21 protein-coding genes and 1 tRNA gene are annotated in these 20,418 nt (G+C 50.8%); 14 read left to right on the forward strand and 8 right to left on the reverse strand.

Annotation, left to right across the window (positions count from 1 at the left end):
* Positions 1-7: 7 nt before the first annotated feature.
* Positions 8-628, reverse strand: a complete 621-nt coding sequence (locus KNP80_RS06360) for a hypothetical protein (RefSeq protein ID WP_251132343.1) — start codon at positions 626-628, stop codon at positions 8-10.
* Positions 629-808: 180 nt separating this feature from the next.
* Between KNP80_RS06360 and KNP80_RS06365 the strand changes: the two genes are divergently transcribed.
* Positions 809-2,878 carry an alpha-amylase family protein gene (locus KNP80_RS06365; protein ID WP_251132344.1) on the forward strand — a complete coding sequence of 690 codons (2,070 nt, stop codon included), beginning with the start codon at positions 809-811 and terminating at the stop codon, positions 2,876-2,878.
* Between the two features lie 40 nt (positions 2,879-2,918).
* On the opposite strand, the gene KNP80_RS06370 is transcribed toward KNP80_RS06365, so the two are convergent.
* The 3 genes from KNP80_RS06370 to KNP80_RS06380 all read right to left on the reverse strand — a co-directional run bounded on the left by KNP80_RS06370 (position 2,919) and on the right by KNP80_RS06380 (position 6,984).
* Positions 2,919-5,522, reverse strand: a complete 2,604-nt coding sequence (locus tag KNP80_RS06370) for a putative bifunctional diguanylate cyclase/phosphodiesterase (RefSeq protein ID WP_251132345.1) — start codon at positions 5,520-5,522, stop codon at positions 2,919-2,921.
* Between the two features lie 100 nt (positions 5,523-5,622).
* Positions 5,623-6,489, reverse strand: a complete 867-nt coding sequence (locus KNP80_RS06375) for a YitT family protein (protein WP_214833200.1) — start codon at positions 6,487-6,489, stop codon at positions 5,623-5,625.
* A gap of 87 nt (positions 6,490-6,576) precedes the next feature.
* Positions 6,577-6,984, reverse strand: a complete 408-nt coding sequence (locus tag KNP80_RS06380) for a YkvA family protein (protein ID WP_214719826.1) — start codon at positions 6,982-6,984, stop codon at positions 6,577-6,579.
* Between the two features lie 113 nt (positions 6,985-7,097).
* Between KNP80_RS06380 and KNP80_RS06385 the strand changes: the two genes are divergently transcribed.
* Positions 7,098-8,336, forward strand: coding sequence for an aminopeptidase (locus KNP80_RS06385; RefSeq protein WP_207391696.1), 1,239 nt, complete (start codon positions 7,098-7,100; stop codon positions 8,334-8,336).
* A gap of 41 nt (positions 8,337-8,377) precedes the next feature.
* Here KNP80_RS06385 and KNP80_RS06390 read toward each other — a convergent pair whose 3' ends face one another.
* The gene (locus KNP80_RS06390) at positions 8,378-9,160 is read right to left on the reverse strand and encodes an alpha/beta hydrolase (protein WP_214834268.1); all 783 of its coding nucleotides are present in this window, start codon (positions 9,158-9,160) and stop codon (positions 8,378-8,380) included.
* A gap of 126 nt (positions 9,161-9,286) precedes the next feature.
* Between KNP80_RS06390 and KNP80_RS06395 the strand changes: the two genes are divergently transcribed.
* From KNP80_RS06395 to KNP80_RS06425, 7 genes are all read left to right on the forward strand, one after another.
* Positions 9,287-9,865, forward strand: a complete 579-nt coding sequence (locus KNP80_RS06395; RefSeq protein WP_214834271.1) for a TetR/AcrR family transcriptional regulator — start codon at positions 9,287-9,289, stop codon at positions 9,863-9,865.
* Positions 9,866-9,876: 11 nt separating this feature from the next.
* A complete protein-coding gene (locus KNP80_RS06400; RefSeq protein ID WP_029596077.1) occupies positions 9,877-10,206 on the forward strand; it encodes a DMT family transporter in 330 nt (109 codons plus the stop codon).
* The gene (locus KNP80_RS06405; protein ID WP_021065258.1) at positions 10,203-10,517 is read left to right on the forward strand and encodes a DMT family transporter; all 315 of its coding nucleotides are present in this window, start codon (positions 10,203-10,205) and stop codon (positions 10,515-10,517) included. Before KNP80_RS06400 ends, KNP80_RS06405 begins: the two co-directional genes overlap by 4 nt.
* 67 nt (positions 10,518-10,584) lie before the next feature.
* Complete coding sequence (locus KNP80_RS06410; RefSeq protein ID WP_214834274.1) at positions 10,585-11,142, forward strand: GNAT family N-acetyltransferase; 558 nt, start codon at positions 10,585-10,587, stop codon at positions 11,140-11,142.
* An 87-nt stretch (positions 11,143-11,229) separates the two neighbouring features.
* A tRNA-Val gene (locus tag KNP80_RS06415) sits at positions 11,230-11,302 on the forward strand.
* A gap of 576 nt (positions 11,303-11,878) precedes the next feature.
* Positions 11,879-12,646, forward strand: a complete 768-nt coding sequence (locus tag KNP80_RS06420; RefSeq protein ID WP_214834277.1) for a hypothetical protein — start codon at positions 11,879-11,881, stop codon at positions 12,644-12,646.
* 245 nt (positions 12,647-12,891) lie between these two features.
* Complete coding sequence (locus tag KNP80_RS06425) at positions 12,892-13,596, forward strand: DUF554 domain-containing protein (RefSeq protein WP_214834280.1); 705 nt, start codon at positions 12,892-12,894, stop codon at positions 13,594-13,596.
* A gap of 37 nt (positions 13,597-13,633) precedes the next feature.
* Here the strand turns inward: KNP80_RS06425 and KNP80_RS06430 are convergent, their stop codons facing one another.
* Positions 13,634-14,416: a pyrroline-5-carboxylate reductase family protein gene (locus KNP80_RS06430; protein WP_214834283.1), complete on the reverse strand. Its 783-nt coding sequence runs from the start codon at positions 14,414-14,416 to the stop codon at positions 13,634-13,636.
* A 198-nt stretch (positions 14,417-14,614) separates the two neighbouring features.
* On the opposite strand from KNP80_RS06430, the gene yidD reads away from it, so the two are divergent.
* Together yidD and KNP80_RS06440 are read left to right on the forward strand one after the other, a co-directional pair.
* A complete protein-coding gene (yidD, locus tag KNP80_RS06435; RefSeq protein ID WP_251128977.1) occupies positions 14,615-14,890 on the forward strand; it encodes a membrane protein insertion efficiency factor YidD in 276 nt (91 codons plus the stop codon).
* 129 nt (positions 14,891-15,019) lie between these two features.
* Positions 15,020-16,378: an alanine/glycine:cation symporter family protein gene (locus tag KNP80_RS06440; protein ID WP_214719834.1), complete on the forward strand. Its 1,359-nt coding sequence runs from the start codon at positions 15,020-15,022 to the stop codon at positions 16,376-16,378.
* 18 nt (positions 16,379-16,396) lie between these two features.
* Here KNP80_RS06440 and KNP80_RS06445 read toward each other — a convergent pair whose 3' ends face one another.
* Positions 16,397-16,756: a potassium channel family protein gene (locus tag KNP80_RS06445; RefSeq protein WP_021065264.1), complete on the reverse strand. Its 360-nt coding sequence runs from the start codon at positions 16,754-16,756 to the stop codon at positions 16,397-16,399.
* 79 nt (positions 16,757-16,835) lie between these two features.
* Between KNP80_RS06445 and cypC the strand changes: the two genes are divergently transcribed.
* Complete coding sequence (gene cypC, locus KNP80_RS06450) at positions 16,836-18,080, forward strand: CYP152 family fatty-acid peroxygenase CypC (RefSeq protein ID WP_353047977.1); 1,245 nt, start codon at positions 16,836-16,838, stop codon at positions 18,078-18,080.
* 16 nt (positions 18,081-18,096) lie between these two features.
* Here the strand turns inward: cypC and KNP80_RS06455 are convergent, their stop codons facing one another.
* Positions 18,097-18,849 carry a sugar nucleotide-binding protein gene (locus tag KNP80_RS06455; protein WP_251132346.1) on the reverse strand — a complete coding sequence of 251 codons (753 nt, stop codon included), beginning with the start codon at positions 18,847-18,849 and terminating at the stop codon, positions 18,097-18,099.
* Between the two features lie 97 nt (positions 18,850-18,946).
* On the opposite strand from KNP80_RS06455, the gene KNP80_RS06460 reads away from it, so the two are divergent.
* On the forward strand, positions 18,947-19,513 hold the full coding sequence (locus KNP80_RS06460) for a GNAT family N-acetyltransferase (protein ID WP_251132347.1): 567 nt from the start codon (positions 18,947-18,949) through the stop codon (positions 19,511-19,513).
* Positions 19,514-19,598: 85 nt separating this feature from the next.
* Positions 19,599-20,408, forward strand: a complete 810-nt coding sequence (locus KNP80_RS06465) for a DUF368 domain-containing protein (protein ID WP_214719837.1) — start codon at positions 19,599-19,601, stop codon at positions 20,406-20,408.
* Positions 20,409-20,418 lie beyond the last annotated feature (10 nt).

A 20,418-nucleotide genomic window follows, 5' to 3' on the forward strand; every position in this document is an offset into this window, starting at 1 on the left:
AACCGACTCATTGAGGTCGGTTCTTTTTGCGTGTTTTGAAAATCAAAAATAAAATGACGATAATCACAGCGCTGAGGAGGATGGCGATGGACGTGAGCGCTTGCATCAGCACATCGATTTGATTCTCGGTCGCAATCAATTGTTTGCGGATGTCGTCATACTGCATCTTTTTTAAGGCTCGTAAATCTTCGAGAATCGTTTGACGTTGATCAGTCATCGTTTCAGCGAGGTCAGTCGCGGCTTCGATGTCGCCCCTTTCATAGAGGACGAGCACTTGATCGGCCCCTTGCTCCCAAATCCCGTCGCGATGGAGCAAATCGATGAGTGAGCTCGGAGTGCCGGGATCATTCGCAATGGACGTTTTCAATTCTTCTGCTTGCTGGGACATACTGTAATACGATTCTAAAAAGCGCCGGTCTTCATAGGCGAGAAGACCACGGATGGCGTTGGCTCGTTCGATGTTGAAATACATGATATCCTCGATAGCGTCATACGAGTCGAGACGTTGACCGTGAATCGATTCGATTTGCCTTGTCGTGTCGCGAAGTTGGGAGGCGAAACTAGCGAGAACGAGTATGGATAAGACGGATAACGAAATGAGTACGGTCAGCCATTTTCGTTGGGACATGGTCATCCCTCCTTCTGTAAACATCGTACAATACTTCCTGATTTCACCGCAAAATATTTTTTTGGAAAAGGAAAAAATCGGGTAAAGGTATAAATATTAAAGGTATAAATATATAGTAATGCGTTTCTTGATATCGTTTACAATGATAGAGGAACGATTTTATTCATAAGGAGAATACACATGCCAGAGAACTCATCGTTAATCAAGTTGCACCAAGTCTTGAAAGAAAAACGAACGAATGTCCATTATGAGATTCCGACGTTATGGAACCGGCTGCAATTCGCTTCAGAGCCTGTACGTGATGGGGTCGAACGGGTCAATCCATATGATTTCTTGATCGATACGATTGAAAAAGCGATTCTTCCCCATGCGGTCGACGGACGGGGTTACCATCAATCGGTCGCCCAAGCGGACGGATATTTGCAAACTGGCGGCGATTGGATCAAGCGGGCATCGGTCTACTCGATGCAAGTCCGGACGTCGACATCATGGGATCATGATGGATCAGGCTATGTCGAAATGGAGAACTCGATCGGCATGAAAGACACGGGGACGTTCGTCAAAACGCTCGCGTTGATTCCGCATCTCCTTTACATGGGAATCGACACGTTGTTCTTATTGCCAATCTCGCAACACAGTCATAAAAACAAAAAAGGCGAATTTGGTTCTCCTTATGCCGTGCAAGATTTTTTCGGAATCGATGAGGAACTGAAAGAGACGTTGACCGGAGACGGCTTGACGGTCGAAGAAGAGTTCGCGGCGTTCGTCGAAGCATGTCACATGGTGGGGATTCGTGTCGTCATCGATGTCATCCCGCGTACATGTGCCCGTGACAACCGACTCATTCTCGAAAATCCGGAATGGTTTTATTGGATTCCGGTGACCGAACTCGATTACTATCATCCGCCGCACGTACCAGGGATTGGAGAGAACGTGAAACCAGAGCACGCTTTCTTGCCTATGATTTATGGGTCAGAAGATGTCTGGGCGCACTTACGTCGCTTCTCGATGGCGCCGAATCTCGTCGATGCGGACAAGTGGGAGACGGTGAGAGCGTACTTGCTCGAGCATCCAGAAGAGAACTTGCTTGCCGTCATCGAGCGCGAGTTCGGCTTGACGACCGCTCCAGCCTTCTCCGATTGCATCAATGATCCGCAGCCGCCATGGTCGGATGTGACGTATTTTCGTCTGTTCTTGGACCACCCGACAGCGGCAACGCCTTACGTGAGCGAAGCGAACTTGGCACCTTATATCTTGTTCGACTCGATCAAATCGAATCAATTCCGAGGCAATCAAATCAACGAGCCGCTCTGGGCGATGCTCGCCGACATCATTCCGCACTATCAGCGTGAATATGGGATTGATGGAGCTCGCATCGACATGGGGCACGCCTTGCCGGTCGATTTAGCGCAACGGATTCTACAGCAACCGCGTGAACTCGACGCCAACTTCAGCTTCATCGCTGAAGAATTAATTGAAATCGGTGCGTGGGCGGCGAAAGAAGCGGGCTATAACATGATTATCGGGTACGGGTTCTATAAAGAGCCACGTTTTGATACACATGAGACGCACCAGTTCGTATATGACTCGCGCTTCTTACCGTTACCGGTGTTTGCGGCCGGAGAAACGGCAGACACGCGCCGTATCGCGACACGAGATGGGGGACGGCAGGCGAGTCGCTTGCTCACCGTCTTGAACGGCTTCGTACCGAACGGCGTCCCGATGACGAACTCTGGACTCGAACTGTATGAGACACAGCCGATGAACACCGGGCTCGACTGCCGACCGGAAGAAGCGTATCAACTGTTCCCGACCGATCCGTACTTTGGAAAGCTTGCTTTCTTCGATGCGTACCAGTTCCATTGGGATCATCCAGAGCGAGACGAGATGATCGAACTGATGCATCAAGTGGCCGAGGTGCGTCGTCGTTGGTTGGACGTCCTCGTCAACCCGAGTCATTTCGAACCGCTCGCCATGGCACATATGGATGCGCCGTTCATCGGCCTCGCTTGGTTGCGTCCGGATACGAACGAGACGCTTCTCGTCGTGGCCAATACGGATATGTACCAACCGCTGCAAGGGAAAGTCCCGCTCGACGGGGTGCGACGCCGTAACTGGAACGCGAGCCGTTTCGCCGAGATGGTGTACTCACCGACGTCATGGCCGTACGCCGAGCATTCGTTCGATGAGAATTGGGACCTGTGGGTCGATTTGAAGCCGGGCGAAGTGAAAATCTATGAGATGAAATAAGCAAATGCCCCGAACCGGATACCGGTTCGGGGCATGTTCGTTACATCGTCTGCTTCATATAGTAAATAACAAACTCATCGAGTGGCATCGGTTTCGCATAGCGATAGCCTTGCATCGAATCACAGCCGATTTTCCGTAAGAAATTCTCTTGATACTCGGTCTCGACACCTTCAGCGACGAGCGCCATCCCGAGTTGCCGGGCCATCGCGACGATGGTCGCGGTGACGGTCTGATACTCCCGGTTCTCTTCGAGTTGCATCGTGAACTCGCGCGGGATTTTCAGCTCATCGATTGGATAGCGGACGAGGTAGGCGAGCGAGCTGTAGCCGGTACCAAAATCGTCGATCGACAGTTTGATGCCAAGCGCCTTCAACTCGAGAATCCGTGTCAACACGCGGTCGGAGTGATGGGCCGCGACCGTCTCGGTCAACTCGAAGTTAAGTCGGCCAGGTTCAATCGGGAACCGTTCGAATAACGTCGTCAAATATTCGATTAAGTGCTCATCGAACAGTTGGCGAACGGATAGGTTGACCGATAGTTTTGGTAAATCGATATCGCCTTGCTCGAAAGCGTACATCAATTGGAACGTCTCATGAATCATCCAGCGGCCGAGATCATGGATATGCCCCGTCTCTTCGGCAATCGGGATGAACTGGCTTGGCGGGATGAAGACGCCGTCTCGTTGCCAACGCATGAGCGCCTCGGCCCCGATGATGGCTTTCGTCGAAGCGTCAACTTGAGGCTGAAGATAAAGCGAGATCTCGCCTTTCTCGAGGGCGGTATCAAGCCCTTCCATCAACAGTTTGCGCTCTTCTTTGTGGGCCCGCAATTCAGGAGCGAACAAAACGGTCTCGTTGCGTCCTTTGTCCTTCGCCTTATACATAGCAAGGTCGGCGTTCGACAGCAAATGCTTGAGCGTCGAGCCGTGTTCAGGATAGCGGACGATACCGATGGACGCGTGAATCTCGACGAGCGTCCCGCCCATGAAGTACGGCGGACGATAGACGGAGCGTCGTAACCGTTCGACGAGCATCTCATCGTCGTCATGCTCGGCGACAACGATGAATTCGTCACCACCGAGCCGGCCCGCACACTCGTTCGGCAACAGGGCGCCCCGCAAACGTTTACCGATATGTTGCAACAACTCGTCACCCATATGATGGCCGAATTGGTCGTTAATTTCTTTAAAACCGTCGAGGTCGGAGAACATGAGCGAGAACGGACGTCCTTCCGCGATCAGCCGTTCAATCTGTTCTTGCAGGGCGTAGCGGTTATGAAGCCCGGTCAGACTGTCATGGTTCGCTTGATAATAAATCTGTTCTTGTTGGACGATCATTTGAGTGATGTCCTTGACGATTGCATAGATGCCTTCGACTTCGCCGTCGATAATCATCGGAATGTTCATCAACTGCCACACCCGTTTCGCCCCGTCTTCGGTGACGACATCGACGTCGAGCGTCCGGGGGCGACCGTTCGTTAAATCGTGCAACACGGTCGCATAGGCGGACCGGTCTTTTTGTTCGATAATGTCTAAAATGTTGGAGCCGATTAACGTTTCCGTATCATGACCAAGCACCGAGCTGCCGGCCTCGTTCACAGACAACACTTCGCCATGGAGGTCGAACAAGAAAATCGGTTCGGCATGATAGGCGAATAGCGAGCGATACTGTTGTTCACGGACCTCAAGTTCATGCGCCTTTGTTGTCACCGCGACTTCGAGGTCAGTATTGACGGTATGTAAACGGTGACTGATCAATGCATTTTGTTTGGCGACGACGAACTGACGGATGAGCAGCAACAAGACTGCGTTCGCCGTCATCGAGTCGAGTACAGACGTGCCGAGCAAACGGTCCGAGGCGAGCATGAACAGCATGACGATTGCGCTATAGACGACGTAGTCGAACACGGAGTCATAGACGAGGGCATCTTCTCTCGATTCATCAAACACGTAGCTGATGGAAATGATGAAAATGCTACTCACTTGAAGCAGGTGCACCAACTCATGACCGATGCCGTTAAAGATGAGCAATTGGTTCAAAATCGAGGCAGTCGTGAAGCCGAGAATGCCGATCAACAAGAGCACACGGAACGTTTGGCCGACCGAGGTGATGCGATTCAAGTACAGGAAGCCGAGCATCATGTAGAGACTAATCAACACCATCTGTTCTTCAAAACCGTTCAAATGAGCCGCATAACGTGCTCCGTCGTTCGAATAAACGAACAGATGCAACGCCCCAATCAAGAGGAAGCTGAACAAGGCGAAAATGTCGAACGTTCGCAGTTTCAATGTCCGAATTTCAATCGATTGCGTGATGACAATCAGCGACATAATCAAATAAAAAAAGTTCTGAATGAACGGCATGTGGTTGATTGCTGTCGATGCACCAAAATGGTGTCCGACCAAATAGGCGATGAAGCAGACATTGCCGGCGCTAATCAGTAAATGTATGTAGCGTCGCATTCCTTGATTTTGAAACACGGCCGTCGCGCTAAAGATGGTCGCGATGAGAGTGACCGCCGTGAAATAGACGAACAAACTCGTCTCCCTTAAAGCGTAAGGGGTGAACAGAATCAATAAAAGTCCGAGAAAAAAGGTCCCGACGAGCAAAGCGGGGACTGTTTGGCGCAACGAGTGGTTGGTCAACTCATGCACCTCCTTCTGTATATGTCTAAGAGGCTCACCATTATTATCGGATTGTTCATGCGTTTGTTACATAAAAAAATCGACAGCAAGTTGCTGTCGATTAAAGTGTATACGAATGTTCTTTGAAGTTACCGACGACCGAATCGATTTCAGAGACGGTGATGAACGCTTCTGAATCAATCTCGGAGACGATTTGACGCAGTTTTGGAATCTCGTTATTCTGGACGACGACATACAACATCTTCTTCGAGTCGTTCGAGTAACCGCCGGTCGCGTCCATAATCGTGACGCCGCGTTTCAAGTTCTGCTTGATGACGAGGTTGATTTCATCGGCTTTTTTACAGATGATGAAACACTGCTTCTGCGCCGAGAAGAACCGGTGAATCGTCAACAACGTCCGCGACCGGACGAAGCTGAGCACGAGCGCATACATGACGGCTTTAATATCGAACGTGATGAACACGAGGATATAGACGATGATATCTTGTGTCAAAAAGATTTTTGGGAGTGATAAGTTCCGGTTGTTCGTATAAATGACTTTCCCGAGAATGTCGAGTCCGCCGGTCGAAGCGCCTGCGAACAAGAGCAGGGCGAGGCCGAGTCCGGAGACGATGCCACTGAACACCGAGGCGACGAGTGGGTCATCGAGCGGTGTCGGCGGGATGAGTACGGGCAACGTGTCAATCAAAATGGATGATAAGACGACGACGAGTCCGGTCATGAGAATGAACCGTTTGCCTAAATATTTAATCCCGATAATGAAAAGGGGGATATTTAATAGAAGTTGGCTGAACCCGATCGGCGTGCCGAACAGTTCATTGATAATGAGCGTGATTCCGACGATACCCCCGGACCCGATTTCGTTTGGTTTGAGCAATAGACCGACAAAAATCGATTGTAGAATCGTTCCGGCGATGATGAACAAGGTCGTCTCGACGGCGATCCGTTTTCTAGTTTTTGCATACATAGATAATGGCTAGGCGCCATACGCCCCCTTTGAAATAAACTCATTCAAGCGTACTCCGACGATGTCGGAATTTCAAGCGTCGAATGATTACAATTCATTATGGAAGCGGTCGATATCACTTGCGAGCTGTTCATGAACGTAATCGATGACTTGAGCGTCATCGAATAAGCCGAGCGGAGCGTCATCCGGAATCGCGTCGAATGGGGACACGAAATATAGAATCGCAGCGACAAGAGCGTGTTGTTTGTCCGCCTGCATCTCGAACTGGTCGTTATAGAGGGCGCGCAACATATTGAGCAACTGTTTCATTTGGAAGTAGAGCGTCAGTTCTTCTTCCCGTTCGATATTGCTAATCTCGCTTGACGCGACATCGACTGTCACTTTAGCGAGAGCGAGTTCACCTTGGACCAAGAGATCACCCAATTTTTCTTTGTTGGTATATTCCTCGGTCGCGCTTGTTAAAAAGTGTGTGTACGTCGTTTTCCAATCTGACATGTATATTCCTCCTTCTGTCTTCATCTACTAATATGCCCGTTTTTGCGATTTGGTTGCAACTTTTCCGAAAATTTAAGAAAATAGAAATAAGTGAAAAAGGAGGAACTGTACATATGTCTACTGTAACCATGCCGACTGAGGCAGAATTTGCCCGCTACGCTGAGCTTGCCGTCAAAAAAGGCGTCAACATTCAGCCGGGCCAACAGCTTGAAGTCCGAGCTGATATTAGCCAAGCACCGCTCGTCCGTCAAATCGTGAAAGCAGCTTACACGGCTGGCGCGAAACAAGTGTATGTGAACTGGAGCGACGAAGAGACGACGAAAGTCCGTTACTTCAACGCCCCAGCAGATGCCTTCAAAGAATACCCGGAATGGCTCAAGGCACGCTTTGAGCAATTGGCCGAAGAGAAGACGGCGTTCCTATCGATCGTCAGCGACGACCCGGACGCACTGAACGGCGTCGAGTCGTCACGTATCGCGGACTCGAACCGTGCTGCCGGCGTGGCGCTCGCGAAATGGCGCAAATATGTCATGAGCGACAATGTCAGCTGGTCAATCGTCGCTGGCGCTTCGGAAGCATGGGCGAAGAAAGTCTTCCCAGACCGTGAAGACGCCGTACCAGCCCTTTGGAAAGCGATTTTCGAAGCGACGCGCATGGACCAACCGGATGTCGTCGCGGCGTGGGATACGCATGACGCATCGCTCCGTGAACGCGCGACGTTACTCACGAACAAGAAGTACACGAAGCTCCATTACAAAGCACCGGGCACGGAATTGACGATCGGCTTGCCGAAGAAGCACGTCTTCCTTGGCGGCGGCGGTCCGAACATCGACGGTGTCGATTTCATCGCCAACATGCCGACCGAAGAAGTGTTTACGCTCGCCGATAAAGATTCGGTCGAAGGACACGTCTCGAGCACGAAACCGCTCAGCTATAGCGGCAACTTGATCGATGGATTCACGCTCTGGTTCGAAGGCGGGAAAGTCGTGAAAGCGGAAGCGAAACAAGGACAACAGGCACTCGATGAGTTGTTGAACCTCGATGAAGGGGCGCGTCGCATCGGAGAAGTTGCGCTTGTGCCGGACGACTCACCAATCTCGAACTCGGGTCTCCTTTTCTATAACACATTGTTCGACGAGAACGCATCGTGTCACTTGGCGCTCGGACGCGCCTACTCGACATGTCTCGAAGGCGGACCACAAATGTCAGCCGAAGAGCTCGCCGAGAATGGTGCGAACGACTCGATGACACACGTCGACTTCATGATCGGCTCGGCCGAGATGAACATCGACGGCGAACTCGAAGACGGTTCACGCGAAGCCATCATGCGTGACGGCAACTGGGTCATCTAATCAAGCAAGAGACGAATCCCTTCGTGGAATTCGTCTCTTTTTTATGTCAATTCATAGAGGAAGGCGAGGGCGTTCGGTAGCCGACGCCGCCACGCGATTTCATTATGGACGGCACCGGGCTCGACCTCATAGCGGAAGGCGATCCCTGTTCGCGCGACCGTCTCGACGAGTTTCGCGTTCGTATAGAGGTAATCCTCGGGCGTGATCGGTCCGCTCGTCTCGTTCGTCCCGATGTCCATATAGAGACGCGCCGTCACATCGGCCTGCTTCACATCCCGAATGAGGGAGTCGAGATTGGCCCAAGCGGCTGTCGAGAGCGAGCCGACGCGCCGGATGGACGGATAGGCCGTCATCATATGGAGCGAGATGACCCCGCCCATCGAGCTGCCCATCACGCCGACGTCGTCCGGGTCGGTCGCGTAGCGTTCATCAATCCACGGCTTCAACTCTTTCATGAGCCAGTCGGCGTAAGCCCGACCTCTCCCGCCGAGCGTGGGCCGTGTCTTGGCGAGTTCCGGCCCGATTCGGCGATATAGCATCTCATCCTCATAAAACGAATACTCATCGTAGCGGTCGAGCCAGTCCGGGGCACTCGCGATGGCGACGACCATGAGCGGCAATTGCAAGTCCTCGATGTGGCGGTCGATTGACCAACCTTCGCCGATCGTGGCGGTCTTGCCGTCGAACACGTTTTGACCGTCGTGCATATAGAGGACCGGGATTCGTTCGTCAGCCGACACGAAGTCGGGACGATAGACACGGACAATCCGCTTCCGGCCACGTATGGCCTCGGTCGGTAAGGTGAAGCTGAATTGGTCGAGCATATAAAGCGCTCCTTTCGCAGTCAACTGGTTTTAGTTTGCCGGGTGTGGACGAGAAATGCAATCGCGACATTTGACTACCTACCGTTCGTTAGGTAAAGTGATAATGAAGAAAGGGGTCGATGACGGATGAATACGAAACAACGAATCGAGCTGGCGGCACGGCGGCGCTTTGCGCTTGAAGGGTATGAAGGACTATCATTAGCGGCACTCGCCGAGGATGTTGGCATTAAGAAAGCGTCGCTATACGCCCATATCGAAGGAAAAGAGCAATTGTTCAAACAAGTCGTCGAGGACATGGCAGATCGTTACGATCGCGTCTGGCGAGAAGCGCGGGACGCCACTGAGGGCGCGGCACCGCTCGAACGGATCGAGGCCATCGTCGAGACGTTGATTTGCTTCTTTGAAGAAGAGGAGACATGGATGCTGACGAAGCGGATGTTGCTCGTCCCGCCGCCTGAATTGCGATCGTTCATCGAGACGACGCTCGGGTCGGTCGAGACGGACTTGCAAGCGTTTGAGAAAGAACAGTTTCGATTGGCGATGGAGCAAGGGGCGTTACCCGAACAGTCGCTCGAGGACGTTTACGATGCCTACTATTGTTTTCTCGACGGCGCGCTCATCTCACTCTTCACGCTCAAGACGAATCGCGTCAAGCGGCAACAGGCCGCATTCACCATCTATAAGAAAGGAGTCGGATGGACGTGAAACAAGATCAAATGGCCTGGGTTTGGCTCATTCTAGCCGGCCTGCTTGAAATCGTCTGGGCCACGACGATGAAACTGTCGAACGGCTTCACGGTGCTCGGTCCGAGCGTGGTGACCGTTCTCTTATTAGTTGTGAGCTTTGGGCTGTTGGCGATGTCGTTCCGGACGTTACCGGCTGGGACCGGTTACGCAGTGTTCACCGGCATCGGGGCCGTTGGAACGGTCATCGTCGGTGCGGTCTTGTTCGACGAGGCACTGACCGGCATGAAGCTCGTCTTTATCGCGACGCTCCTCATCGGTGTGATTGGACTGAAACAAGTGACAGGAGGGGAATCGGCATGAGTTGGGTATTTTTGATTGGCGCGGGTCTTGCCGAGATGATGGCGGTCTTTTGGATGGGAAAATCGAAAGGCTATCAGATTGTTAAATGGTCGATCTTGTCCGTCGGAACGTTTGCCTTAAGTTTTTATTTGTTGTCGCGCTCTCTCGAGACGCTCCCGCTCGGGCTTGCGTATTCGATTTGGGTCGGGATTGGGGCGGCCGGCGGCGTCGTGCTCGGTATGCTGTATTTGAACGAATCTCGAGACCGGTGGCGCATCTTTTTTCTTTTGCTCATTATCGGGAGCGTCATCGGATTGAAAGTTGTCGCCTAATTAGGATTGAATCGAAATAAAAACGGGAATTGAATAGTTCAGACTGTGAACGAAAGGGGCGAGGACGATGAGTCATATCAAACTGCAATCCGAGCGTCTACGACTCGAACCTTACACGATTGCTGATTTTTATTTCGTGAAATCGCTACTCCAAGATCCGCGCGTGATGCGTTTCATTAGCCCGGATGGAAAGCCATATACGGATGAACAGACGATCGAATGGTTCGAGCGCCAGTTGGCCCGCTATCAGACGGGTCGTCAAACCGGGTTGCTCAAATTGATGTCGCATGAAAATGACGAGCCAATCGGTCATGCCGGCACGTTGCTCCATGAACTCGACGGCACGATTGAACTTGAAGTCGGATATTGGTTGGCGCCGAAGCATTGGCATATGGGCTACGGGCGTGAGGCAGCGGCGCGTCTCATGCGTTACGCGTTTGAGACCGGAGAAAAGGAAATCATCTCCTTGATTCATCCGGATAACGTCCCGTCGCAACGAGTCGCGAAGGCAAACGGACTGCATTGGGATCGAGACACCGAATATGAAGGCATGCTCGTCTCGGTATATGCCGGTGATTTAGAGCGGTTGTGCCGCCATATGAAACGTGAAGAAATGACGCGCTAAAAAAACTAAAAAAAGTTTTAAAAAAACAGTTGCCAAGGCATTAGTTTCTTGATATATTAATAGTGTCCTTAAGAGAGGACACGACCTGATTCTGTAGCTCAGCTGGGAGAGCGCTACCTTGACAGGGTAGAGGTCGCTGGTTCGAGCCCAGTCAGAATCACTTGGGTGCCAAACCCGATGCGAAACCCATAGGAACGTGGGTTTCCGCGACGCCACTTCTTGCGAGAAGTGGCTTTTTTTTATATTTTTAAATATACGCTGGTTACGTCTAGTTCCTTGATTAAATACAAATCGACTTCTTATTCATCTTCTTCAAATTTATCAACGAACCTTAAGTAATAATGATATTGCTAGATGTTGGTCTCTTTTAACATCTAGAGGCAATAATGAATAATTTTGATAATGCTTTTTACATCAAATACTTCAGAGGAATCAACATTTCTAATGAAAGCGCCTAAAGGATTGAGAATTGGAGAAATTAAGGTATCTTACTTAAATTGAGTTTTATAATACACCGTGTTTAGAAATGTGCTAATTAATAATTCCGTTGCATGTACTTATTGATTATTAAAATCTAAAAAAGGATTTTAGAAAAATGCAAAGCAAATTGAGTTGAAAGTTATCTCTAAAAATAGTAGTAAGTTAAAAGTAATTGTGAAAAAGTCTTGTGTTAAAAATGGATAATTTGTAATTACTAAGATTAAAATAAACACATTTTTTTAATAAGGAGGAGCGGATGAAAAGATTAAGTGAGATAGAAGAACTTAAAAACTTACGATTTTTTGTTAAATTCGTGAAAAAAGAACATGTGGATATGTTGCTTGATGGAGAATTATATATGAATACGTTAGAACACTACATCGTCCAGGAGAATACCACGAAAGTTCGTGGACAAGGGGATAAAAATGAGGGTTCTCTCGTTGTTGAGGTACAAAATATTCAGATATTTGATAGTAAGACAAAAAAATTAATAGGATCAGCTAAGAAGGGAATTCATAGAGAAACCTACTCTGGACTGAAGAAAATACCTGTGTTTTGTTTTACTATTTTCAATTCTAATGACTTTTTAGTTACTAAAGAGAAGGAGGAGTTGTTAGAGTTCTCCTTGGACATCGATAAAGAGGATATAAAAAAGATATGTGATAATTTCGGAGAAGTTGCAGTAGTACTACCCCAGGACTTTTGTGAATTAGTAATTGAAGAAGCTGAAAATCAAAACCTTGATAGCAGAATAAAAAGTGTGACGTATCATGATTACTCCATTCTTGATTCCAAAAGAATGAATCTCTTTGAAGAAAAATCTCCTGATATTGTAACTTGGAAAGACGATTTTTTTAAGTACCAAAGAGAAATAAGATTCGTTATTTATGAGCAACATGAGCAAGCAAAAATATTCAAAATGGGCTCAATTAGAGAACATGCGCAAATAGTAAATACTGAAACTTTTTTGAAAAACGGGAAATTTCAGATTAGATTTGAGGCTATTGCAGATAAATGTAATTAAATTTTCTTCGACATATAAAACATACTCTATAAATATATAGTGTATATAGTTATAGGTATCTGTAAAAAGCAATATACCATTGCAAAAAAAATTATCCGAAGTCGATGCGAAACCCATAGGAACGTGGGTTTCCGCGACGCCACTTCTTGCGAGAAGTGGCTTTTTTTTGTTTTTCTTTCAATTGACAGCCTACATAAACAGTTGGTATATTCCTCTCAATACATACAGAAACGGGGAATTATACGATGGTCTTAACTGGAACAATCGTCAACGCGGCGTTGATCGTGATTGGTACATTACTTGGACTCTTGTTTCACCGCATCCCCGAACGAATGAAAGAGACGATCACCGCAGCCATCGGTCTCGCCGTCGTCTTACTTGGCGTGCAAATGGGGATGAAGAGCGAGAACTTTTTAATCGTCATCGGCAGTCTCGTCATCGGGGCCGCCCTCGGCGAATGGTGGAAGCTTGATGAAAAATTGAACGAGGTCGGCTATCAATTGGAACGCCGTCTCGGCGGCAAGAGCAAGTCGAGTATCGCCGAAGGGTTCATCACGGCGACGCTCATCTTCGTCATCGGGGCGATGGCTGTAATCGGCGCGCTCGACAGCGGGTTGCGCGGAGATCATGACGTGCTGTACACGAAAGGATTGATCGACGGCTTCACGGCACTCGTGCTCAGTTCGACGCTCGGCATCGGGGTCATGTTTTCGGCAGTGCCGGTACTCTTATATCAAGGGGCAATCGCCTTGCTCGCCATCCAAATCATGAAGTTCATCCCGGAATCGCTCATGGATGACTTTATTTTAGAGATGACGGCGACCGGTGGTGTCATGATTGTCGCGATCGGGTTGAACTTGGTCGGCATCACGCGGATTCGTGTCGCGAACTTATTGCCGGGCATCTTGATGGTCGCGGTCATCGTCTCCATCTTACATATCGTTCAATAAAAAAATCCGAGAAACGCGATGCGTCTCTCGGATTTTTTTAGTTTTTCGGTTGTTCGACTTCTTCTTTCGCACTTTCGCGAAGGGCCGACGCCATGACGTCTGCTAAATCGCGCGAGCGGAGCACGCCGACACCGCGGTCGGTCGGGCCGTCTGGTGCGGCCACGTCCGCAATCAAATCGTTCGTCGGTCGTGTCTCGTGAAGCAATAGTTCGGCCGAACCTTTCATCGCCTGGGCGACGATTTGCCGTGCCGTCGCCTCATCGAAACCGGCCTCGGTCAAGACGGGCGTCATCGAGCCGACGATCTCATAAAAGAAAGCGGGACTGCATCCAGCGGCAGCCATGAAGGCGGACATCGTCTTCGCATCCGTCACGGCCGTCCGTCCGACGCGTTCAAACAGCGCCGTCGCCGTCTCGCGGACTACATCATCCGTCTCGGGACCGAACCAGAGTCCGGTCATCCCGCTCCGATAAGCGACCGGGGTATTCGGCATCGCACAGACGGCAGGGAGACCTGACGCTTCCTCAAGCTCGCTCGGTTCGATATGTGCTGCGACGGAAATGAGGAGCGGCGTGCTCCACGTCTTAGATTGCACATAAGGCATGACCCCGTCCGGCTGCATCGCGAGGACGACGATGTCATACGCGTTGACATCCTCTTCGTCGACGATTTGCACACCGAGCTCAGCTTGGAGCGCTGTCAAACGGGTCCGGTCACTCCGGTTCGTCATGGTGATTTGTTCAGGCGACACACCTGAGGCAAGCCATCCGCGCACGAGTGACTCACTCATCGATCCTGCACCTACCATTAAAATATTCATTCTCGTCACCTCTTCATATAGATTCGGTCATATACATGTTGCTTATCATAACAAATGATCCGGTAAATAGCGCCCATCGTGCTCAAATTGTAAAACAAAGGAAAAACAAATGAACGGATTGTCATTTGATTGTCGCATTCGTCATAGATGACAAGCTGGCCCGAGCGAGCTATTATGGCAGTAATCAAACTGGAGGCGATGGAAGTGAAACGAGTATTAGTGCGGGGAATCCAAGGGTATCAGCGGTTCATCTCGCCGTTGAAACCACCGACTTGCCGCTTTTATCCCACGTGTTCCCATTATGGAATCGAGGCGATTGAAAAACATGGAGCCCTCAAAGGCGGATATTTGACGGCGCGCCGTCTATTGCGCTGTCAACCGTTCCATTCGGGTGGGCTCGACTACGTGCCGGATGAATTCGATTGGCATGCGCCATTGCAACGTGAAAAGCCCCTATCTCAACGAGACGTCTAAGCGGCGTCTCGCTGTTTTAGATACAGAAGCTAAATCTCATCTTTGTTTTATTACAATACTTTTGACAATCTTCTAAGTATTCTGAAAAAATAGAGATGTACGATTACATAAGGGGAAGGGGAATTCAAAATGAGTCAATCGTTCAGTGAACTCATCGGTACGATTTCGAACTTTGTGTGGGGACCACCGTTATTGATTTTGCTTGTGGGGACAGGCATCTACTTGACGGTACGGCTCGGGGGACTTCAAGTCACGAAGTTGCCGTACGCATTGAAGCTCGCGTTTTCTAAAAATCAAGACAAAACATCGAAAGGGGATATCAGTCACTTCCAAGCGCTCATGACGGCGCTCGCAGCAACCGTCGGTACGGGGAATATCGTCGGGGTTGCGACCGCGGTCGTGCTCGGTGGACCGGGGGCGATCGTCTGGATGTGGGTATCCGGATTTTTCGGTATGGCGACGAAATACGCCGAAGCCGTGCTCGCCGTTAAATATCGGGTGACCGATGAACGCGGACAAATGGCCGGGGGGCCGATGTATTACTTGGAACGGGGTTTAAAGCAACGTTGGCTCGCCGTCGCATTCGCGGCATTCGCCTCGCTCGCCGCGTTTGGGATCGGGAACGGGGTGCAGACGAACTCGGTCGCGATGGCGCTCAAGACGACCTTTGACGTGCCGTTGTATGTCTCTGGTATCTTGATTATGATTTTCACAGGCGCGGTCATCTTGGGCGGTGTCAAATCAATCGGTCGCGTCGTCAGTTACTTCGTACCAGTCATGATCGTCTTTTATCTCGGCAGCGGATTGTTGATTATGGTGATGAACTATACGCTCATTCCGGATGCCATCGCCCTCATCTTCAGCAGCACGTTCAGTGCCGAAGCAATTGGTGGCGGAGCCATCGGGGCCGCCATTCGTTACGGTGTGGCGCGCGGCGTCTTCTCGAACGAGGCAGGTCTCGGTTCGGCGCCGATTGCCGCAGCGGCTGCTAAAACGGATATGCCGGGACGTCAGGCGCTCGTCTCGATGACGCAAGTGTTTCTCGATACGCTCATCGTCTGTTCGGTCACGGGAATCACGCTCGTCATGGGCGGTCAAATCGGTTCGGGCCTCGAGGGGGTCGAATTGACGACGGCGACGTTCGAGCAATTCCTTGGACCGGCCGGCGGTTATATCGTGACGATTGGACTCGTCATGTTCGCCTATTCGACGGTGCTCGGGTGGTCATACTACGGGGAACGGTCGATTCATTACTTGTTCGGTCAAAAATCGATTCTTCCTTATCGGATTGCGTTCGTTCTCGTTGCCGGTCTCGGTGCGATGACGACGAACCTCAACTTGGTTTGGGCGCTCTCGGACGTGTTCAACGGCTTGATGGCCATCCCGAACTTGATTGGCTTACTGTTCTTGTCGGGTGTCGTCATTGCTGAGACGAAGCGATTCAATCAACAGCTCGAACTCGAAAATCGAAATCGAAAAGCCTCTTAAACCAATACGCCACCATCCTCACGGGGACGGTGGCGTATTTCGTTTGCGAACCTCTTCGAGCCGTGCTTGTTGAAGATGGTCGAACACTTTCGTGATGAAACCGACCATGATGCCGACACCCGTGATGACATAGCCGATCGTGAACACTTTGCCGATATCGGTCGTCGGGACAAAATCCCCATAGCCGATTGTCGTGAGTGTGACGACACTGAAATACAGGGCATCGAGCCAACGCATGTCTTCGAAGCGTGAGTAGAACAGTGTCCCGGAGAGGATGGTCAGGAAGGCGAGACTGAACAAGACTTGAAACTCCGCATCCTTCAAGCCACGCCAAATCCCGCGGAACATGCGCCGGAACGTCAAGATGAAAGATAGCATTTCATTTCCTCCTTTCCCTATAGGTTTGTTCGCTAGCAACAGGGGAACATCCTTTATAGCAAAACTGGAGAGGATGATCATGATGACACGACTGATTCCAAAAGAAGAAGGGCTCGATCATAGCCTGGCGTTCCTACGGGAGGGCTACTTGTATGTCCCGAACCGCAGAAAAAGCTTTCAGTCAAACCTATTCGAAACGCGTTTGCTTGGGGAGCGAGCAATCTGTCTCGGTGGTGCCGAGGCAGCCGCTTTATTTTATGACGCGGACAAGTTCGTGCGCAAAGATGCGGCACCGAAACGGTTGCTGAAGACGTTGTTCGGGGAGGACGGGGTGCAGACGTTAGACGGTGCGGCGCATGCACATCGAAAAAAGATGTTCATGTCGCTCATGTTCCCAGGAAATATCGAGCGTCTGACGAGACTTGTCAGCCGTGAATGGGAACGAGCGCTCGATGCGGCCGAAGACGAAACAGTGCTCTATCATATGGCGCAAGAAGTCCTCATGCGAGCCGTTTGTGAATGGGCCGGGATCCCGCTCGGTGAGCATGAAGTGAAACAGCGGACGGACGAGATGCGGTTGTTGTTCGAATCGGGAACAGCCCTTGGACCAAAGCACATACGTGGACGAGCGGCCCGGTCGTCGGCCGAGTCTTGGGTTCGGAAGATGGTCGAGGAAGTGCGGACGAACCGGTTGCTTCCGAACGAACAGACAGCGCTGTATGAATTTTCATGGCATCGTGATGAGGCTGGGGAGCTGCTTCCGGCTGATGTCGTGGCGGTCGAGGTGATCAATATTATACGACCGACCGTGGCGGTGTCGATTTACGTCTTGTTCACTGTGCTCGCGTTGCATCAGTTTCCGGAGGCTCGTGCCCGGTTGGCCTACGGCGAGACGGATTCGACATGGTTCGTCCAAGAAGTCCGGCGCTTTTATCCGTTCTTCCCGGTGACGGCTGCGCGCGTCAAACAGGACTTCGAATGGGATGGGTTTGCGTTCGAGCAAGGGACGCTCGTCTTGCTCGACTTGTATGGGACGAACCACGACCCCTCGCTTTGGACGGAACCTGAACAGTTCAATCCAGACCGGTTCAAAGGGTGGACCGAGAGCCCGTTCACGTTCATCCCTCAAGGTGGCGGGGATGTGGATTTTGGGCATCGCTGCGCCGGGGAACATGTGACGATCGCCATCATGCGTGAAACGATCGACGTGTTCTTGAACCGCTATCGCTATGAGGTACCGTCTCAAGACCTTAGTTATAGTTTTGTGGACTTACCGAGTTTGCCGAAAAGCGGGCTCGTGTTGAAACGGGTTGAACGCAAATGAGTCGCCGAGAGGCGACTCATTTTGTGTGCAAGGCTAACCGTTTCGTGATCGGTTGGATTGTGATGTTCGTGTCGACCATACGGTTATCCCGTTTCGGTTCGTCGGTTCGTTCGATTTGCCATGATGTGTCATGCAACTCTTTCAAGCCGAGTACGATGTCATAGAGGGAATGGCTCGGGTTGCCGTTCAATTGATACAGTCCCGGCCCACGTTTCGTCAAAAACTCGAACAAGGCGTCCGCCGTATCTTCTAAAAACGAGCAGGACGGGTACCAGTGTGCGCTCGCGACGATTACACCTTTTCGCTTCATCTCGGTCTCGAAATAATCCATCATATTGTTCGAACCGGGACCGTCCCCGATTTGCCAACCGAGGCGGACTATTTGGGCACCGGGATTAGTCCGGGCGATGGTTTCTTCACACGCCCGTTTATAGGCACCATATTCATCTGTTGCATCGGGCGGTGTGTCCGGGGTGATTGGTCCCGTCACATCGTCGGAGAAGACGGAGACGGTGCTCGTGAAGAGGAAGGGGATTTTGTATTCCCCGCATAGACGTGCGAGCGTGTCGGCCCATTCGACGGCACCCATCCCGATATGAAGAAAGTAGTTCGGACGCACCGATTCGATGAAACGTCGCATCTCGGCCTCATCTGTGGTCGATACTTTCGTTCGGTCCCAGGCCACGGGCTCGATGCCATGCCGTGTTAACGTCTCGGCAACGACGGGGGCGACGGTCCCGTTCATACCTGTCAAAATTGCTTTCATCATGCATTCCTCCCTTTTGTTTCTATCATCCCACACTTCACGAACTGACAAACCCTTTGTGGACAGCTTTATGCTAGACTGTTGAGTGGAGGCGATAATGATGAATATTCGAAAAGCGACACCGGACGATCAGTTGCAGATTGCACCGCTCGTCTATACGGCGATTCATGAAATCGCCTATTCATTGACCGGCACATCCGATCAAGAGCACGTGCTCGATCGACTCGCGATGTGGATTGGTCAGCCTGGCAACCGCTTGAGCTACGAGAACATATGGGTGGCCGAATCCGATGCGACGATTGCAGGCATTCTGATTGCGTATCACGGCGAGCAGGCGGCAATGCTCGATGAACCGATTAAAGCTTGGCTCCGGACAAACGGTCAGTCTGGCGAGTTGGATGTCGAAACGGAAGGCGACGTCCTGTATATCGACTCGGTCGCCGTCGACGCGACGTTCGGCGGACGCGGGATTGGGACGGGCTTGATTCAACAGGCGATTGCTCATGCGCGTGCCATGAACATTCCTCGCGTCACGCTCAACGTCGATCAGACGAACCCGGCAGCAGGTCGATTGTATGAACGTCTCGGCTTTATGAAAGAGAAAGAGATTGAGATATCCGGGGGACGGTTCGATTATATGACGTTTACGGTAAGCGAGAACGCCTGAACACGTCACGAAACCGATGCAAACCGATCGGGACTCGGCTATACTATAGGCTTGATCACATTGAGAGAGAAAAAGGAGATTGTGTATGGAGTGGAAGAATATGTTGCGCGGCATCGCGATGGGAACGAGTGATTTGATTCCTGGCGTCAGCGGCGGGACGATTGCAGTTATTTTAGGAATTTATGATCGTTTGATTGAAGCCATCAGCGGTATCTTCAGTCGGCATTGGAAACAGCACTTGTTGTTCTTGATTCCGCTCGGGATTGGGATGGCAGGGGCGATTTTAGGACTCAGCCGCGTGATTGAGTTCCTCTTGCTCGAATATTATGAACCGACCCAGTTCTTTTTCATCGGATTGATTCTCGGGATTATCCCGATGCTCTTCTTTGAATTTCGAACGAGAGCCGTCATGCGACCGGTACATATCGTCGCGATGGTCATCGGGGCGATTCTTGTGGCCAGCATGGCAATCATCAAACCAGCAGATACGGTCATCATCACGGAACTCTCGACAGGGACGACGATTCTCTTGTTCTTCTCAGGATGGCTCGGCAGTATGGCGATGTTGTTGCCGGGAATCAGTGGCTCATTCGTATTGCTTTTGATCGGGGTGTATCCGACCGTCATCAGCGCGTTGTCGAACTTGAACCTGCTCATTATCGGCATCGTCGGTCTTGGAGTGGCCGTCGGGTTTATCGTCAGCAGTAAAGTGATTCGCTATTTGCTCGGTCATTTTCCGGGCATGACGTTTTCGGTCATCATCGGGTTGGTCATCGGCTCGCTTGCGGTCGTATTCCCAGGTCTGCCGGACACGACAATCATGTGGATACTCAGTGTCCTCTCGTTCTTCGCTGGATTTATCATCGTCCGTCTACTTGGACGTTTCTCCGTTTAACCAAACATGC

The organism is Exiguobacterium sp. E4787 (assembly GCF_018618375.1).
In the GTDB taxonomy this organism is placed as follows: Bacteria; Bacillota; Bacilli; order Exiguobacteriales; family Exiguobacteriaceae; genus Exiguobacterium; species Exiguobacterium chiriqhucha.

Excerpts from the sequence above, each read along its gene's own strand:
- KNP80_RS06360 (WP_251132343.1), bottom strand. The coding sequence starts at position 628 with ATGTCCCAACGAAAATGGCTGACCGTACTCATTTCGTTATCCGTCTTA.
- KNP80_RS06365 (WP_251132344.1), top strand. The coding sequence starts at position 809 with ATGCCAGAGAACTCATCGTTAATCAAGTTGCACCAAGTCTTGAAAGAA.
- KNP80_RS06375 (WP_214833200.1), bottom strand. The coding sequence starts at position 6,489 with ATGTATGCAAAAACTAGAAAACGGATCGCCGTCGAGACGACCTTGTTC.
- KNP80_RS06380 (WP_214719826.1), bottom strand. The coding sequence starts at position 6,984 with ATGTCAGATTGGAAAACGACGTACACACACTTTTTAACAAGCGCGACC.
- KNP80_RS06385 (WP_207391696.1), top strand. The coding sequence starts at position 7,098 with ATGTCTACTGTAACCATGCCGACTGAGGCAGAATTTGCCCGCTACGCT.
- KNP80_RS06390 (WP_214834268.1), bottom strand. The coding sequence starts at position 9,160 with ATGCTCGACCAATTCAGCTTCACCTTACCGACCGAGGCCATACGTGGC.
- KNP80_RS06395 (WP_214834271.1), top strand. The coding sequence starts at position 9,287 with ATGAATACGAAACAACGAATCGAGCTGGCGGCACGGCGGCGCTTTGCG.
- KNP80_RS06400 (WP_029596077.1), top strand. The coding sequence starts at position 9,877 with ATGGCCTGGGTTTGGCTCATTCTAGCCGGCCTGCTTGAAATCGTCTGG.
- KNP80_RS06405 (WP_021065258.1), top strand. The coding sequence starts at position 10,203 with ATGAGTTGGGTATTTTTGATTGGCGCGGGTCTTGCCGAGATGATGGCG.
- KNP80_RS06410 (WP_214834274.1), top strand. The coding sequence starts at position 10,585 with ATGAGTCATATCAAACTGCAATCCGAGCGTCTACGACTCGAACCTTAC.
- KNP80_RS06420 (WP_214834277.1), top strand. The coding sequence starts at position 11,879 with ATGAAAAGATTAAGTGAGATAGAAGAACTTAAAAACTTACGATTTTTT.
- KNP80_RS06425 (WP_214834280.1), top strand. The coding sequence starts at position 12,892 with ATGGTCTTAACTGGAACAATCGTCAACGCGGCGTTGATCGTGATTGGT.
- KNP80_RS06430 (WP_214834283.1), bottom strand. The coding sequence starts at position 14,416 with ATGAATATTTTAATGGTAGGTGCAGGATCGATGAGTGAGTCACTCGTG.
- yidD (WP_251128977.1), top strand. The coding sequence starts at position 14,615 with ATGGAAGTGAAACGAGTATTAGTGCGGGGAATCCAAGGGTATCAGCGG.
- KNP80_RS06440 (WP_214719834.1), top strand. The coding sequence starts at position 15,020 with ATGAGTCAATCGTTCAGTGAACTCATCGGTACGATTTCGAACTTTGTG.
- KNP80_RS06445 (WP_021065264.1), bottom strand. The coding sequence starts at position 16,756 with ATGCTATCTTTCATCTTGACGTTCCGGCGCATGTTCCGCGGGATTTGG.
- cypC (WP_353047977.1), top strand. The coding sequence starts at position 16,836 with ATGATGACACGACTGATTCCAAAAGAAGAAGGGCTCGATCATAGCCTG.
- KNP80_RS06455 (WP_251132346.1), bottom strand. The coding sequence starts at position 18,849 with ATGATGAAAGCAATTTTGACAGGTATGAACGGGACCGTCGCCCCCGTC.
- KNP80_RS06460 (WP_251132347.1), top strand. The coding sequence starts at position 18,947 with ATGAATATTCGAAAAGCGACACCGGACGATCAGTTGCAGATTGCACCG.
- KNP80_RS06465 (WP_214719837.1), top strand. The coding sequence starts at position 19,599 with ATGGAGTGGAAGAATATGTTGCGCGGCATCGCGATGGGAACGAGTGAT.